Origin of the sequence: Paraburkholderia sp. J67 (assembly GCF_905220265.1) — a bacterium.
In the GTDB taxonomy this organism is placed as follows: domain Bacteria; phylum Pseudomonadota; class Gammaproteobacteria; order Burkholderiales; family Burkholderiaceae; genus Paraburkholderia.
The window spans coordinates 236,314-250,133 of the sequence record NZ_CAJMZK010000010.1 but is presented as its reverse complement, the minus strand read 5'-3'; the positions used below and the strand labels follow the sequence as shown (position 1 = coordinate 250,133).

At 58.5% G+C, this 13,820-nt stretch carries 16 protein-coding genes; 2 read left to right on the top strand and 14 right to left on the bottom strand.

What is annotated here, in order from left to right; all coding sequences use genetic code 11:
* Position 1 precedes the first annotated feature (1 nt).
* The 5 genes from U5782_RS20370 to U5782_RS20350 all read right to left on the bottom strand — a co-directional run bounded on the left by U5782_RS20370 (position 2) and on the right by U5782_RS20350 (position 5,569).
* Positions 2-1,726, bottom strand: a complete 1,725-nt coding sequence (locus U5782_RS20370; RefSeq protein ID WP_322045680.1) for a hypothetical protein — start codon at positions 1,724-1,726, stop codon at positions 2-4.
* A complete protein-coding gene (locus tag U5782_RS20365) occupies positions 1,723-2,445 on the bottom strand; it encodes an IclR family transcriptional regulator (RefSeq protein ID WP_322045679.1) in 723 nt (240 codons plus the stop codon). Before U5782_RS20365 ends, U5782_RS20370 begins: the two co-directional genes overlap by 4 nt.
* A gap of 324 nt (positions 2,446-2,769) precedes the next feature.
* Positions 2,770-2,997: a hypothetical protein gene (locus tag U5782_RS20360; protein ID WP_322045678.1), complete on the bottom strand. Its 228-nt coding sequence runs from the start codon at positions 2,995-2,997 to the stop codon at positions 2,770-2,772.
* 192 nt (positions 2,998-3,189) lie between these two features.
* Positions 3,190-4,728, bottom strand: a complete 1,539-nt coding sequence (locus U5782_RS20355) for an amino acid permease (protein WP_322045677.1) — start codon at positions 4,726-4,728, stop codon at positions 3,190-3,192.
* Between the two features lie 64 nt (positions 4,729-4,792).
* The gene (locus tag U5782_RS20350) at positions 4,793-5,569 is read right to left on the bottom strand and encodes an SDR family oxidoreductase (protein WP_322045676.1); all 777 of its coding nucleotides are present in this window, start codon (positions 5,567-5,569) and stop codon (positions 4,793-4,795) included.
* A gap of 153 nt (positions 5,570-5,722) precedes the next feature.
* On the opposite strand from U5782_RS20350, the gene U5782_RS20345 reads away from it, so the two are divergent.
* Positions 5,723-6,697, top strand: a complete 975-nt coding sequence (locus U5782_RS20345; protein ID WP_322045675.1) for a helix-turn-helix domain-containing protein — start codon at positions 5,723-5,725, stop codon at positions 6,695-6,697.
* Positions 6,698-6,756: 59 nt separating this feature from the next.
* Here U5782_RS20345 and U5782_RS20340 read toward each other — a convergent pair whose 3' ends face one another.
* From U5782_RS20340 to U5782_RS20325, 4 genes are all read right to left on the bottom strand, one after another.
* Positions 6,757-8,199 carry an MFS transporter gene (locus U5782_RS20340; protein ID WP_322045674.1) on the bottom strand — a complete coding sequence of 481 codons (1,443 nt, stop codon included), beginning with the start codon at positions 8,197-8,199 and terminating at the stop codon, positions 6,757-6,759.
* Positions 8,200-8,678: 479 nt separating this feature from the next.
* Positions 8,679-9,164, bottom strand: a complete 486-nt coding sequence (locus U5782_RS20335) for a lysozyme inhibitor LprI family protein (RefSeq protein ID WP_322045673.1) — start codon at positions 9,162-9,164, stop codon at positions 8,679-8,681.
* A gap of 66 nt (positions 9,165-9,230) precedes the next feature.
* On the bottom strand, positions 9,231-9,674 hold the full coding sequence (locus tag U5782_RS20330; protein WP_322045672.1) for a hypothetical protein: 444 nt from the start codon (positions 9,672-9,674) through the stop codon (positions 9,231-9,233).
* 60 nt (positions 9,675-9,734) lie between these two features.
* Positions 9,735-10,154, bottom strand: coding sequence for a hypothetical protein (locus tag U5782_RS20325; protein ID WP_322045671.1), 420 nt, complete (start codon positions 10,152-10,154; stop codon positions 9,735-9,737).
* A 574-nt stretch (positions 10,155-10,728) separates the two neighbouring features.
* Between U5782_RS20325 and U5782_RS20320 the strand changes: the two genes are divergently transcribed.
* Positions 10,729-10,974, top strand: a complete 246-nt coding sequence (locus tag U5782_RS20320; RefSeq protein WP_322045670.1) for a hypothetical protein — start codon at positions 10,729-10,731, stop codon at positions 10,972-10,974.
* A gap of 135 nt (positions 10,975-11,109) precedes the next feature.
* Here the strand turns inward: U5782_RS20320 and U5782_RS20315 are convergent, their stop codons facing one another.
* Genes U5782_RS20315 through U5782_RS20295 form a run of 5 tightly spaced genes read right to left on the bottom strand, consistent with a single transcriptional unit; the run spans position 11,110 to position 13,814 of the window.
* A complete protein-coding gene (locus U5782_RS20315) occupies positions 11,110-11,613 on the bottom strand; it encodes a lysozyme inhibitor LprI family protein (RefSeq protein ID WP_322045669.1) in 504 nt (167 codons plus the stop codon).
* Complete coding sequence (locus U5782_RS20310) at positions 11,600-12,217, bottom strand: lysozyme (RefSeq protein WP_322045668.1); 618 nt, start codon at positions 12,215-12,217, stop codon at positions 11,600-11,602. The genes U5782_RS20315 and U5782_RS20310 overlap by 14 nt, the downstream gene beginning before the upstream one ends.
* Before the next feature lie 9 nt (positions 12,218-12,226).
* Positions 12,227-12,733, bottom strand: a complete 507-nt coding sequence (locus tag U5782_RS20305; protein WP_322045667.1) for a PAAR domain-containing protein — start codon at positions 12,731-12,733, stop codon at positions 12,227-12,229.
* A 2-nt stretch (positions 12,734-12,735) separates the two neighbouring features.
* Entirely contained in the window at positions 12,736-13,272 is a 537-nt protein-coding gene (locus tag U5782_RS20300) for a PAAR domain-containing protein (RefSeq protein WP_322045666.1), read from the bottom strand.
* A complete protein-coding gene (locus U5782_RS20295; RefSeq protein ID WP_322045665.1) occupies positions 13,272-13,814 on the bottom strand; it encodes a PAAR domain-containing protein in 543 nt (180 codons plus the stop codon). The genes U5782_RS20300 and U5782_RS20295 overlap by 1 nt, the downstream gene beginning before the upstream one ends.
* Between the last annotated feature and the right edge of the window lie 6 nt (positions 13,815-13,820).

Below are 13,820 nucleotides of genomic sequence, written 5' to 3'. Positions count from 1 at the left end.
CTCACAGGATCGGTTCGCCGGGATAGAACCAGTGCGGATCGGCATGGCCGGACTGGAGATCTTCTGGCGTCGGCGCACCGTGAAAGAGCACGCCGCGCAGGTTGCGGTTGAGGAAGTCGCGTGTCTTGTCGATGCCGTGCACACCCACGTTCAGCAGACGCGTGATATGGGCCGGGACGAAACCTTCGCTCATGATGTCGGCGTGCGGCGAGTGGAAATGCGTGCCGTGCAGCGCCTGCACTCGCGTGACGATCGCACGGTGCCACGGCTGCTGCGCGAGGAACGAAGCCGTGCTCGCAGAGGCATCAAGGCGTGCGAGTTCAGCGTCGAGGCGCACCACCTGGCGCGGCAGATCGAGCGCGAGATTGATCGCGTCGCCCACTTCCTCGCGCGGGCCGCGGCGCGGCTCTTCCGCCGTCACGGACTTGTACCAGACGTAGCGCGCGGCTTCGTCGTCGAGATCCATTGCGAATGCCCACGCATAGTCGTGGCGCAGGATCTCGCGCAGGCGGCCTACGCGCATGGCCGGCTCGTGCCTCAGTTCCTCGTCGATCACGAGTGTTTGCGCGAGCGCATCCGCTTCGTCGGGCACGAGTTCGATGAGCAACGAGTGCAGCGTTTCGAGCCCTTCCTGGTGCACGCGGCCCGCCAGCGACGCACACAGCACGGCAAATGGCATCGTGCCGATCGGTACACCGGCGCGCGCGCGATCGAGCAGCGACTGCACCTCGGCGCGGATCGTCACGAGCGCTTCGGCCACCACGTCGCTCGACGCAACCTGCTCATATGCCGCACGATCCTCGCGGCGGAACACGATCGCCTTGTCGAGCAAGCGCAGCAGCGTTTCGATCTGCGCAACGTCCGGCTGGAGCACGCGGGCGCGGGCCAGGGCTTCTTCGCGAATCCACAGCCAGCGGTCGATCAAGCGCGGGTGGTTGTTCACGAACAGCATCAGACCCAGCGCCGAACCGTTACCCACACCCAGGAAGCGGCGCAGCGGCGCGGCCAGTTCGACGGCGCGCGACGACGCCGCGCGGGCGAGATGGCCCAGCAGATCCTGCGCAAAAACACGCATCATGTAGGCGCAAAGCATCTGCGCGGCCAACGACGGCCGCAGCGGATGGTCGGCCTCCAGCGAGAGGAACGAGCGCGTGCCAAAGGTCCCGTTGCCGTCGAGGCCCGTGTTGCGCATGAGATAGCAGGTCTGGGCGAGCTCGGCGACATCGGGTTGACGGCCTGCCGCAAGCGCTTGCAGCGCGTGATCGAAGAAGCGGCCGCTGCGGTTCGAACGGCACCAGATCAGCGTGCCGGGCGTGGCGCGTCCCTCGTAGAGCTTCGGCATCTCCTGCTGCGTGGCCGCGAGTTCGGCGTCGCTCATGTCGCCTTCGACGAGTGCGCCCAGCATGTCCCACGAGCGGCCGATGATGCGGCCCGTGCGGCCCTGCGGCGACGGCTCCTTCGAGAAGACCGGGAACGTGAAGCGCCAGCTGCCGATATCGATGCGATAGCGTGCCACGCCATTGCCGCGTGCATCGATATCAAAGCGCGTGCAGACGATCGACCAGCGTTCGCGGATGGCGCGCGTCATCAGCGAGCGCGAGGCGCTCACACGCGATGGCTGGATCGCGGCGAGCCGCTCCGGCAACATTATTTCGGCGGGTGCGCGCATTTGCCTGACGAGGTCTTGCAGCCCGGTCGGCGCGGGCAGGTCGAGCACGAGGCTCATTGAGCATCTCCTTTCAAACGTGCGTTGATCTGTTGCGCCGCGGTCTTCACGAGCGCGGCGCAGTCGTCCATTTCGAAACCGGCGGTGGGGCCCGAGAGCGCGACAGTCGCCACACAAACGCCGCGCTCGTCGAACACCGGCGCCGCGACCGCTGATACACTGCGCGGGCCGGTCATGCCGTTGATCGCGTAGCCGTCGGCACGGATCTTTTCCATCATGGCTTCGTCGGGCAGCGCGGTGCCCGCCTCGCGCCAGCGTTCACGCTGCGCGGGCGATGCATAGGTCGCCAGAATGCGCCCCATGGCCGTCAGTTCCAGATTGAGGTGCGAGCCCACACGCAGGTCGGCACGCAGTACGCCGCGCGACTCCACCCGCCGCACGATCACGGCTTCCGGGCCGTCGAGCACCGCGAGTGAAGCCGTTTCGTTGCTTTCCGAAACGAGTTCCTGGAGCACGTCGGCAACGCGCGCGCCGAGATTGGCTTGCTCCATCGCGGCATTCGCGTAGCGGACCATGCGCAGCGTGAGCCGGTATCCGCCCGCTTCGGTCTGTTCGACGAGACCGCCTTCGGCCAGCGTGACGAGCCGCTGCAACGTTGCGCCACGCGCTTCGCCAACGACACGCGCGATCTCGGACAACGACATGGGACGCGCAGCGGCCGCAACCGCATCGAGCACGTTCAGGGACTTCAGCACCGACGACAACGCACGGACTGCCATGCTTGCTTTCTCCTTTTGTCTTCTATTAGAAGACGCTGTCTTCTATGAAATACATGCTATAGGTCAAAGAAATGCGTGTCAAAGCTTTCAATAATCGGGTTTACCTGTGTCGATTTGTTGGTGGAAAGTTGGCCGCCCATCAAGCGCCAAGGCCTGGGCACAACGATCTGCGGCTTTCGGGGGGAAGGGGCGTGTCGCGATCGCGGGCCCTATTGCGTGTCGAGGGGACGATCGACACCATCGAATGAATGTGGCCGTCTAACGTGGCGGCTACATGGGGAAATTCGGGCTGGCAATACCATTCGGCATGCTAATCGATATGCCTCACTGCGGCCCGTCACTAATCGACCAGCTCACGGCCGAGACATAGGGCGCAAGCGCCACTTCACCAACCAGCGCCTTCAGTTGACTATCCTGCTGCCTCTGCGCGTACACCACGGCGTTGACCTCGACCTGGCCGCCGGTTTTCTGCGCGTGGCTTTCCAGACTCTGTAGCGAAAGGCCATTGGCATCGAGACGCTGTAGCAACTTGGCCCGTATCAGGGCTTCCATGCCATCGCGCTCCAGTTGCCCCAGGCGCGATGGCGCGAAGGGCTTGCAATACGCTGTGAGACCGCTGGATAAAACCCATTCCAGAAGAAGCGTATCAACCGATCATTGCGAAGCTGCGTTCGATGTCCGCTTTCGCGGCCACCAAAAAAAATCGCCTAGCAAGCTGCCAGGCGATGCGTTCTCACGACACCCTCATTTCGCGCCGATTTCCTGTTCGGCAAGATCCAGTTGCTGTTCACGTTCTTGCGAACTCTCGGCAATCGGCGGCCCGGCAAAGCGATTGCGCACGCCGCCGACATACCAGATCGCCAGCAACACGAGCAGCAGGCCGCTAATCAGATACAGCACTTTCTCGTTCGGCGGTTGAATGCCGACATAGGCGAGAATCAGCGCGCCAGCCACGGCGGCTACCGCAAACGGCTTCGAGAGTTTGCCCAGCTGGAACGGGCCTTTTTCGGTCCACGTGCGGCCTTCCGCAAAAATGCCGGCTGCGATCGGCATCGCATAGGAAACGAACAGGAACACCGCGCTGCCCGCGCTGAGCACCGTGAAGGCATCGCCGTAGAGCGTCGCGGCGATGGCGAGCACGGCTGCGGTCCAGATCGCGATGGCCGGGGTACGGGTAGCGGGGTTGACCTTGCGAAGCCATTTCGAACCCGGCAGGCCGCCATCACGCGCAAAAGCGAACATCATGCGCGAGGTCGACGTCACCGCTGCAAGACCACACACGTAGTTGATGAAGAACATCAGCAACTCGATGGTGATGCGCAAAGGCGTGGGAATCGGTGCGAGGATCGCCTCGAAGAATCCCGTGCCCTGCTTGACCGCTGCACCCAGATCCGGCATCACGAGCACGAACGCACAGACCATCACGTAGCCGAAGATCGTCGACCAGAATACCGAGCCGACGATCCCGCGCGGCACGTTACGCGCGGCCTGCTGCGTTTCTTCCGAAGTGTGTGCGGACGCATCGAAGCCGGTAATCGTATAGGCGGTCAGCAGCAGGCCGGAGAGAAACGCCATCGCCATGGTCTGCTTCGGCCATGCGCCGCCATCGGCGCCCGTGAAGTTCGTGAACGTGTAGAGGCGCGAGAGGTCGATTTTCACCGGCGAATACGCCAGCAAGGACACGACCAGCACCACCGTCACAACGAAAATCAGGTAGCCGGAAAGGTCGGTGATCTTGCTCGTGATGCGAATGCCGCGATGATTCAGGAATGCCTGGGATGCGGTAATCAGCGTGAGGAAGATCGTTTGATCCCACCAGCCTAGCGAGTCGGGATTGACGCCGAACATCGGCGCGATCAGCGTGCGAAAGAACGGATCGTACGTGCCATAGTTGATAGCCGCGACCACGAATACCAGCCCCAGCAGATTCAGCCAGGCGGTGAGCCAACCCCAGGTCTTGCCGCCGAGAATCGATCCCCAGTGATAGAGGCCGCCCGCCGTCGGATAGGACGAGGCGATCTGCGCCATCGCCGCCGCCACGACCAGCGCGAACAGCGATCCGAGCGGCCAGCCCAGCCCAATCGACGCGCCGCCCGCCGCGGAAAAGCCCATCTGGAACGAGGTAATGCCGCCGGACAAAATGCAGATCAGCGAGAACGACACCGCGAAATTGGAGAACGCGCCCATGCGGCGCGAGAGCTCCTGCGCGTAGCCCATCTTGTGTAATAGCGAGACATCATGGTCGGCATTTTCGGCCGCCGGTTCGAGTGTATTCGCGTCCATGTGACGATCCTTCAAGCGAGGTGGTTGAAGCGTCGAACTCGTTATCCCTGTTCAGGATTCCGTATCACGCAGCCGTAAAGCAGTTATCGACAAAGAGATGCGCGCCGTTGATGAAACTTGCGTCGTCGCTAGCGAGGAAAAGCGCGGCCTGCGCCACTTCTTCAGGCTTGCACAGGCGTCCCTGCTGAAGCGACAGCGCAGCCTCGCTGGCATCGAAACCATATTTGGCGAGCGCGCTGATTTCGCGCTGCCCGTGCGGTGTGTTGATGAAGCCAGGACACACGGCATTGCAGCGGATGCCGCGATCGCGATACTCCACGGCGATGGCGCGCGCGAACATCGCGCACGCGCCCTTGGTCGTGCAATAGAGCACTTCCAGCGGCGTAGCGGCGACCGACGAAATCGAGGCCGTGCACACGATCGAGCCGCGTCCCGCTTCGAGCATGTGCGGCAGGACCGCGCGCGTCATCATGAACATGCTCTTCACGTTGACGTTCATGAGCCAGTCGTACTCTTCGTCGCTGGTCTCCAGAAACGGCTTCACCACGATGCTGCCCGCGTGGTTGAACAGGGTGTCGATACGGCCGAAGCGCTCGACGATGGCCGCGACGGCACTGTCCACGGCGGCGCGTTGCGAAACGTCCGCCACGAACAACTCCGCCACGCCGCCCTCGGCGCGGATACGCGCCACGATTTCCTCGCCCGCGCCCCGATTGACGTCGACCACGGCCACCTGGGCGCCTTCACGGTGAAACAGCAGCGACGCCGCGCCGCCCGCCCCCGTCGCCCCACCCGACACGATTGCGATCTTGCCTTCCAGCTTTCTTGCCCTTTCAGTCATGCCCGGCTCCTATGTGCCTCCACGGTATGCACAAGTTAGGTGCGCCAAAAAACGCCAACTATCCAAATTTGGCAAAAAAATAAAATTGCCGTAAAAATCAGGAATCGCGAGGCCGCAACACTTCGCCTGTTCGCGCTCGTTCAGGGAGACCCAATGGAAGCGGGCCACTGGCCAGATGAGGCCATCCAGTTTCGGAACTGTCACAGCGTCGACGAGCAGGCGGCGCTGCTCGACGCATGGAACCAGACGTATTGCCAGCTTTCGCGCGGCCCGTTTGCAGGCTCGGTGACGTCGTTCGTGGCGGGCGGCGTGAAGGTGCTCGTCGAGCGACTGAACCGCACCGTCTATCAGCGCGGCGATGTCTCGCGCCATAAATTCGCGCTGGGCATTCCGTTTCAGCTTGAAGGGCACGCGCTGCTGTCCGGGCAGACGAGCCATCTGGACGCGCTGCATGTGTTTTCCGGCAAGGACGGCTTCGAGTTCCTTTCGCCGGACCGGCACGTCTTCGTCAACCTCGAAATCGAGCCAGGGGCCGTGACCGATCCGCTCACGCGCGCGCAACTGGAGTCGATCGTCGCGCGCATCGGCGCGAAGGCCGGCGTGGTGAATCTCCCGGCGGCTCGCATGGAGCAATTTCGCGAGGTGCTACGCGTCTTGCTCGACACGGTGAACGGGACGCCGGGGTTGTTGAGGGACCGCGCCAGCGCGATGGCGTTCGAGAAGGCCATTGTCTTCGGTCTCAGTGAAGCGCTTCATGACTTTCCCGATATCGCCCAACCCGAACGCGGCGAAGCACGTATCGCCAGAAACTGGCAACTGGTGCGCAGCGTGCGCGATATCGTCGAAGGTTCGCCCGATTGCCCGCTGTCCGTCGCGGAACTCTGCGTGCGCATGCATGCGAGCCGGCGAACCTTGCAATACGCCTTCGAAGAGATAACAGGGATCAGCCCACTGGCCTACATGCGCGCGGTAAGGCTCGCCAGAGTCCGCAAGGAACTCGTGCATGCGGCCAGCGTGACCGAGGTCGCGACGCGCTGGGGCTTCTGGCACTTCGGCAACTTTGCGGGCGAATACCGCGAGCAGTTTGGCGAGTTGCCCAGCGAAACGTGGCGCAAGAGCCGCAGCTAGACATTGGGAACGGGAATCGCGCGTTGTCCCGCGCGATTCCCTGCCCTTTCAACGCATTTTCAATTCACTCGCTTCTCCCAGACTTCTTCGCCCTTGAGCGTGGATGCCTCGCCCACGACTTCAGCAGACGAGAGCGCTTCGAGCGACAGGCCCTTCGTTTCGATGCCGAGCACCCACACGGCGAGCGCGGCTACGACGAACGACAGCGCGCCCAGCATGAACACCCCACCCTGACCGAAGAGCGGCAACACGACACCCACTGCGTACGGTCCAATCAACGAACCCACCCGGCCGATCGCCGAGGCGAAGCCCGAACCCGTCGCACGCGCGCCGGTGCCATAGAGTTCGGGCGTGTAGGTGTAGAGCGCCGCCCACATCGCGAACAGGAAGAACTGCATGACGAGCCCCGTGCCCAGCAGCATCGCAACGCTGGCGCCGTGCAGGGCCGTTTGTCCGTATGCATAGGCCATCACGCCGCCGCCCAGAAGGGACACCACGCAAGTCGGCTTGCGGCCCCAGACCTCGACCAGCCAGGCCGCGCACAAAAATCCCGGCACACCGCCGAGCGAGATCAGCACCGTGTAGAAGACCGACTGCGTCACCGCGAAACCAGCCTGCTGCAAGAGCGCGCCGAGCCACGACGTGAGTCCGTAGAAACCGAGCAGCGCGAAGAACCACAGCGACCACGCCATCACGGTACGGCGTCGATAAACAGGACTCCAGATTTCCTTGAATGCACTGCCTCCGCGCGTTGGTGTGGATTCCGCGAGCCGCGCCGGCGCGGGCAGGCTTGAAACCCCGGCAGACTGCATCACCCGGGCCTCGATTGTGGCGACGACGCGGTCGGCTTCGGCAAGCTGACCGCGATGCTCCAGCCAACGCGGCGATTCCGGCACGATCCTGCGCACGACCAGCACGAATACAGCGGGAATGGCGAGCAGTGCAAACACCGTGCGCCAGCCGAACGCCGGCAACACGAAGTACGAAACGATGCCGGCCGTGATGAAACCCAGCGGCCAGAAGCCGTCCATCAACGCTACCAGACGGCCGCGCTTCGCAGCGGGAACGAATTCGGAAAGAAGCGCCTGGGCGATCGGAAACTCCATACCCATGCCGAAACCGAGCAGGATCCGATAAACGATCAGCGCGTTCACGTCATGCGCCGTCGAGCAGAGATACGAGGCGACGCCCCACAGCACCATGCTCCATTGAAAGACGGGCCGGCGGCCGAAGCGATCGGCAAGAAGGCCGGCCACCGCGGCCCCGATCGTCATGCCGAAGAAGCTCGAACTCGCGACCAGCCCGGCCTGTGCGCTGGAGAGGCCGAACTCTTTTTTTATCGAGCCGAGCACGAAGGTCATCGTGCCCAGGTCAACAGAGTCGAAGAAGAACGCGAGCGCGATGATTGTGAAGATCAGCTTGTGATAGCCGGAGAACGGCAGTCTCTCAAGCCGCGCAGCCGCGCTCGCACGCGGCTGCGTTGATGGGGAAGCAGTACGCATGTCGTCCTCTGGGAGAGAACGGCCGCCCCACGGGAACGAGGGCAGCCGACCGCCTCAGTAGACGTGACCATTAATGCCCGCCATAGAAGAAGAACGGCATGGAGCATGAACGTACGCGTCATTGTCGCGAATTGACAAGTCGTTTGGCGCGGATTGAATCATCGTGATGAAAGCGATCGAGGCGAGATCTGGCAGTGCGTGTTCTCGAACGAGTTGACCCGGACGATGGCGCATCGCTCGATGCGCGCTTGCTCGAGCACGCCACACTTGCACATAGGGCCACGAGCCTTTGCGCGAATGTGCGCCGAGCCGACCTCAGGCTACCCGTGAACGTGCGAGCGGATGCACAGCATGCAAGGCGCGTGCGGGCCTGCTGGGCGACTATGGAAAGTCCGCGAAGCGTGCAATGACGCGCGGCTATCGTGGCCCGTGCGCGAGTGACGGGCCATCGCGCTGCGCTGCAGACTGGCGTAGGCGCGCTATTCGTCTTTACGGGTTAGTTCTTTGGCGTGGTCTTGCGTCATTGTCGCCATACAGTGCCAGAAATCGATGTACTTTAACGACGCCTCACCTATTTCATAGGCGCCGCTATAGCATGTGTTGTCACGGTACTGACGCCACGCCGTCTCCGCCTTAAGGAAGTAAGGTAATGCTTCCGGTTGATTATCGCGCGCCAGTTCGATATCGTTTTTCTTAATGCCCGCGGTGATGGAAGCGATGATCTTGTTTAACTTCCTCGTGGCGCGTTCGAAATCCCTGTGTCCGCATTCCTCCATATCCTCAGTCCCGGCATGTTCGCCGGTCTTGCATAAATGATCGACTTGCGCCGCAGTTCGCCCCTGGAAATACTCAGCGGACGGTTGGAATTTTTGATAATCAAACGTACCGGACCAGCGCGTCTCCGCTGACGTGGCAAGCGATACCGCGAGCAAGAGCGGTGCAAGTGCAAGAACCTTGTGTTTCATGTTCGACCATGTGGAAAAAGCCCCGCTGAAGCGGGGGCGTAGGGTTTGCAATGTCTCGCATATCTTCTAGCCACCGTTTATTGTCGCGCGTAGACCCTTCAAAAATTCATTCTCCTGTTTTCGGATCGTATAGCGGCAATTCGCGGCTAAAACGTCATACATATCGATGTGAGTATGGGCGGCGAGTTCTTCTTGAGAGGAGGAAACGAAATTGACTATAAGATCACATGCACTAACTATGTCGTCCTGTGCGCGCATGTACTTCGTCAACTGCTTTCTGCTCCCCGCCGTGGTGTGTCGCGCCGATCTTAATGATTTGGCGAGTTTTTTATTTTCATCATTCAATTTCGTTGCGTGCATTCCGTAGCACAGATAGTCACCATAGCCACCGCCCAGGTGCTGCATACAGTTTTCATAGATGAACTTTTCATCCGCGCGCGCTACGTTGTAGTGAGCGGTGAGTGCCACGAAGGAAAGTAGAAAAGCAAATGGAAATCGCGATTTCTTCATGTTGATAATTATCGTGGGTATCCCCGCCGCAGCGGGGCTCAAGACGCCAGGTAATCCTCATTACTTGACTGCTTTGCTATTGGGTATAACTCGCGGGTCATTGCAAAGACGTTCGCATCCGCCGTCACATATAGGCACAAGGCTTACCGAAATCTGATCGAGCGTAGCGATGCCCTTGTCATCTACATCAGGTTCCTTGATGATTCGCGTATCGACCCAAATATTTGTTTCCTTCACTCCAAGCTGGACTAGATACGTTTTCATCGCTGCCGCTCGTTCGGACGCTACAGCCTTCGGATTTTTCTCTTTAACGTACCCTCCAGCATAGACGATTCCCCTGATTTCTACATTTGGCCATTGTCTGGCGGATAACATCATGTCCGCAATTTTGATACGATCAGAATTCGGAATTTTCGTTGAATTTAGCGGAAAATTACTTGTCATATCTTCGGATATCGTACATGCGCTTACATTGCTCATGTTCGCGACACATGAAAGCGATAGAATACAAAGCGCGAAAAACGAAGCGAAATTTCTTCTTAGCATGAGTTATCTATTAGACGGTGTCAGGCACTCCTAGTCACTGATGCCAACATAGCACCGAGGCTATCCGCATTTTGAATCGCCTCAGCGCCCCGCCGAAGTGGGGCCGCTATGATACATAGTAGCTTACTTGATTGCCTTACTCGTCGGCGTTACATTGGGATCATTGCAAAGGCGTTCGCATCCACCATTACAAATAGGAACTAATTGAATTACAATTTGATGAAATGTAAAATTTCCATTCTCATCATGCGCCATATCTTCAGTAAATGTTAACTTGTCAATCCATATATTATTTTTTGATATGCCAAGCACCATTAGATACTTCTTAATATCTTTTGCGCGATATTCTTTCAGTTAATCAAGGCTCCTCTCCTTCACATATGCGCCAGCAGTAACGTTCGCTCCGATTTGGACACCTGGCCATTTCTTTGCCTCAACCACCAAATCAGCAATTTTTATTCGATCATCATTAGTGAGTGATTTTGAATTCAGTTGCATGTACGTTTGCATGAATTCCATGACCGTGCATGCAAAAGTGGAGTTCGCTAGCTGCATCAAAATTACCGGCAATGCAACAGCGACGGCTAGCTTTAGTTTTCTCATTGCGTTACCAAAGTTTCTTATCAAAATGAGCAACGTATGCGGCAATGATATCCGCGTTCCTGATTGCTTTGTCGCTGTTGTCTATCGCCCAATATTTAAGCCCAACGCCTTGCCCGTATCGCAGCATGCAGGGCGCGTGCGGGCCAGCTAGGTGCTTATGGGAAGTACGCGAAGCGTGCAATGAAGCGCGACCATCGTGACCCGGGCGCGCGTGGCGTGCGACCGCACTGTGCTGCGGATGGGCGTAGGCGCGCAGATGAAAGCCCCGCCGAAGCGGGGTAGCTAGCTACTGCGTTATATCTGGCTTTGTTAGCTCTCCAATTCTCGCTTTCGTAATGGCTTCCATACAGGCCCAAAAATCAATAAAACGTATAGATGCTTGACCGATCTCGTACACGTTCGCGTAGCATTGATTGTCTCTGTAGCTTTGCCAATTTCTTTGTGCTTGCTTGAAATACGGTAAAGCAATTGGATTATGGTTTTTTCGAAGCTCTACATCGTTTTTCTCGATATCCCTTTCGGTAGCTTCGATAGTCTTAGCTAGCATTGCTTTAGCAGACTCGAACTTGAACTGGGCGCATGTAGACAGTTCCATCGTTCCTAGGTTTTCGCTTTTGCAATGTTCGGCGATCTGTTGGGGAGTTTTTCCAGGGTACTGGCTGCTTGCTGGTTCCGCCTTTCTGTAGTCGAATGTGGTTCCATAGATTGACGCTGAATTTGCAATGGGAACGCCGACCATGTAGAGAGAAGCGCCGAACACGCACACACGGAAAAATTTAGTGAGTCGCATCGTAGACTCCTGTTTCGAATAGACGCGCCTCGCGTCGCCGACGGCCCGCAACGATATGAGCGACGAAGCTGCGAATCACGTCGCGCATGCGATCGTACTCACCGTGATTCAGAAAATTGGCCAAATATTGCGACCGTGTACTAGGCCAAGGGTCATGTGGTTTATGGTAGATGCCAGAGTTAAAAAGGACAGAGACTAGTGCATCGTATTCGTATTGATACAGTGCTACGTGAACATCGTGATTGATTGCCTTTTCTGTGGCGTCTCGATTGACTCGAAACAATTCCTTCGCCCGATTCAGCGAAATAACGTCACCAATATGCAGGTGATCTTGAGGTAAGACCTGATGTCCTAAACCTACTGTTGGAATGCCGGTCCCATCGTCGTACACCTGCAATATAAAGCCCTCGGATACGGGTAGGTTCGTTTTATGGCCGTGTATCACTTGATGATACGTACCGTTAAGAACTCCACTCTCAAGGATAGCCATGAACGTGATGCCTTGCGGTGAGAGCGTCCAAGGTTTGCAAAGACGCCCTGTTTGAGCGAATACGCATGAATTAGGATCAGTGTTTGTTACCGATGTTGCGAGTGCATCAGGCATTTAAGCCCCCTATCTATGACCAAGGTAAATTTGAATGGATTGCGCGCCATCGGTTTGATAGCGCTTCGTGCGGCCCTGTGAATCCGTTACGCCGTGGCGCAGTTCACCGGAAGGCAAACGAGCGGTGTAGTACGTATTGGCGAGCGGTGTCCCTCGCGCGTCGGTAAGCGCATATTGTTCATCGTAGGTTTTCACCTCGATCGGCTTCGCGGGTGTAGCGGCCTGCACTGCCACCTGCTTTTCCGAATAGAACGCGTTTGACCCGCCATACGCAAAGACGACGTTATTCCCGCATGGACATAGAACGCGATCACCGTCCTTTACCATCGGATAGCCTTCATCCATCCAGCCGCCAGCGGTGCCGTAAATCTCCCATGCTCCCTTGCAGGTTCCGCACGTCGCTTTGTTGCCCTTGCGGGCGTACATCTTGCCCCGCTCGTCGTACATGCCGCTACGGCCAATGACTTCACCGCCCGTTGAGGTGCGGTCTCCGTCTGTGACTAATCGATCAAACATGACTACTGCCTCCGATGGCCAAGGTAAACCGCGATGGTTCGCGCGTCGCGCGTCGGGTGTCGCGCGGTGTGGCCGCTCGCATCCGTACTCCCGTGGATCAACGAGCCATCGGATAGGCATAACGTGTAGTACGTATCGATCAACGCGCGGCCATCGCCGCCATGCAACACGAATTGTTCGTCAAACTGATCGGCATCCGATGCGGAATGCTCAGAGCTGTACGGCGCTATATCAAACGTAATGGTATGTGCTTCATCTTCGCGGCGATGGTAGAAGCATGAAACGTCTTCGCCTGCTATCACACGATTCTTCCCACAAGGGCACAGAACCCTATCCCCTTGCAACACAACGGGAACGCCACCATTACACATATGCTTTGCCGTGCCGACGATCGGCCACGTACCCGGACAGTTACCGCAAGTTGCTTTTTCGCCGTGCAGTGCAATCTTTTTCCCGTCGTCGTGAATTTTTGCTTTGAGTGCAAAGACCTTGCCGCCCGTCGTAGTCGGATCGCCGAATCTCACTACAGGGATTCGCATCACGCCTCCCTGTGTCCGAGATAGACCGCGATTCGTTCCGCGGCGTCGGTACGATGTCGCAACGTGCGGCCCGAGTCGTCGGTTTCACCGTGTGAAGTAGAGCCGTCCGCATAGCGCACCGTGTAATAGGTATTCGACAAGGGACGCCCCATTCCATCGGTCAGCGCGAATTGCTCATCGTGGATAAGTATTTGCGAATCAGTAACGCTAGCCGATCGTGCGCACTCCGCAATGACCGATGTGCCGCTTTTCACCTCGCACCAAGATTCACCCGCGAGTTTCGCCGTAATGCGGGGCGGCGTGGGACAATGGCAGAGAACGATATCGCCATCCAGAGCGTTCTCCGTTCCGTCGATATTCCATCGATACGCCTCGCCGTTCTTCACAATCCGGCCCGCGTTTCTGCAAGTTTCGCAAAACGCTTCCTTTCCGAGCAGCGCGGTTTTATGACCGTGATACGTGCATGCGTATCTTTGTTCGTAATCTAAAATCCGTCCGCCGCCGCTCAACTCGTCGCCCACAACCGCAATCCGCCGCATCATGTTGTT

What these genes read in the sequence shown, in the direction of transcription:
- U5782_RS20370 (WP_322045680.1), bottom strand. Translation starts at nt 1,726, where the DNA reads ATGAGCCTCGTGCTCGACCTGCCCGCGCCGACCGGGCTGCAAGACCTC.
- U5782_RS20365 (WP_322045679.1), bottom strand. Translation starts at nt 2,445, where the DNA reads ATGGCAGTCCGTGCGTTGTCGTCGGTGCTGAAGTCCCTGAACGTGCTC.
- U5782_RS20360 (WP_322045678.1), bottom strand. Translation starts at nt 2,997, where the DNA reads ATGGAAGCCCTGATACGGGCCAAGTTGCTACAGCGTCTCGATGCCAAT.
- U5782_RS20355 (WP_322045677.1), bottom strand. Translation starts at nt 4,728, where the DNA reads ATGGACGCGAATACACTCGAACCGGCGGCCGAAAATGCCGACCATGAT.
- U5782_RS20350 (WP_322045676.1), bottom strand. Translation starts at nt 5,569, where the DNA reads ATGACTGAAAGGGCAAGAAAGCTGGAAGGCAAGATCGCAATCGTGTCG.
- U5782_RS20345 (WP_322045675.1), top strand. Translation starts at nt 5,723, where the DNA reads ATGGAAGCGGGCCACTGGCCAGATGAGGCCATCCAGTTTCGGAACTGT.
- U5782_RS20340 (WP_322045674.1), bottom strand. Translation starts at nt 8,199, where the DNA reads ATGCGTACTGCTTCCCCATCAACGCAGCCGCGTGCGAGCGCGGCTGCG.
- U5782_RS20335 (WP_322045673.1), bottom strand. Translation starts at nt 9,164, where the DNA reads ATGAAACACAAGGTTCTTGCACTTGCACCGCTCTTGCTCGCGGTATCG.
- U5782_RS20330 (WP_322045672.1), bottom strand. Translation starts at nt 9,674, where the DNA reads ATGAAGAAATCGCGATTTCCATTTGCTTTTCTACTTTCCTTCGTGGCA.
- U5782_RS20325 (WP_322045671.1), bottom strand. Translation starts at nt 10,154, where the DNA reads ATGAGCAATGTAAGCGCATGTACGATATCCGAAGATATGACAAGTAAT.
- U5782_RS20320 (WP_322045670.1), top strand. Translation starts at nt 10,729, where the DNA reads ATGAATTCCATGACCGTGCATGCAAAAGTGGAGTTCGCTAGCTGCATC.
- U5782_RS20315 (WP_322045669.1), bottom strand. Translation starts at nt 11,613, where the DNA reads ATGCGACTCACTAAATTTTTCCGTGTGTGCGTGTTCGGCGCTTCTCTC.
- U5782_RS20310 (WP_322045668.1), bottom strand. Translation starts at nt 12,217, where the DNA reads ATGCCTGATGCACTCGCAACATCGGTAACAAACACTGATCCTAATTCA.
- U5782_RS20305 (WP_322045667.1), bottom strand. Translation starts at nt 12,733, where the DNA reads ATGTTTGATCGATTAGTCACAGACGGAGACCGCACCTCAACGGGCGGT.
- U5782_RS20300 (WP_322045666.1), bottom strand. Translation starts at nt 13,272, where the DNA reads ATGCGAATCCCTGTAGTGAGATTCGGCGATCCGACTACGACGGGCGGC.
- U5782_RS20295 (WP_322045665.1), bottom strand. Translation starts at nt 13,814, where the DNA reads ATGATGCGGCGGATTGCGGTTGTGGGCGACGAGTTGAGCGGCGGCGGA.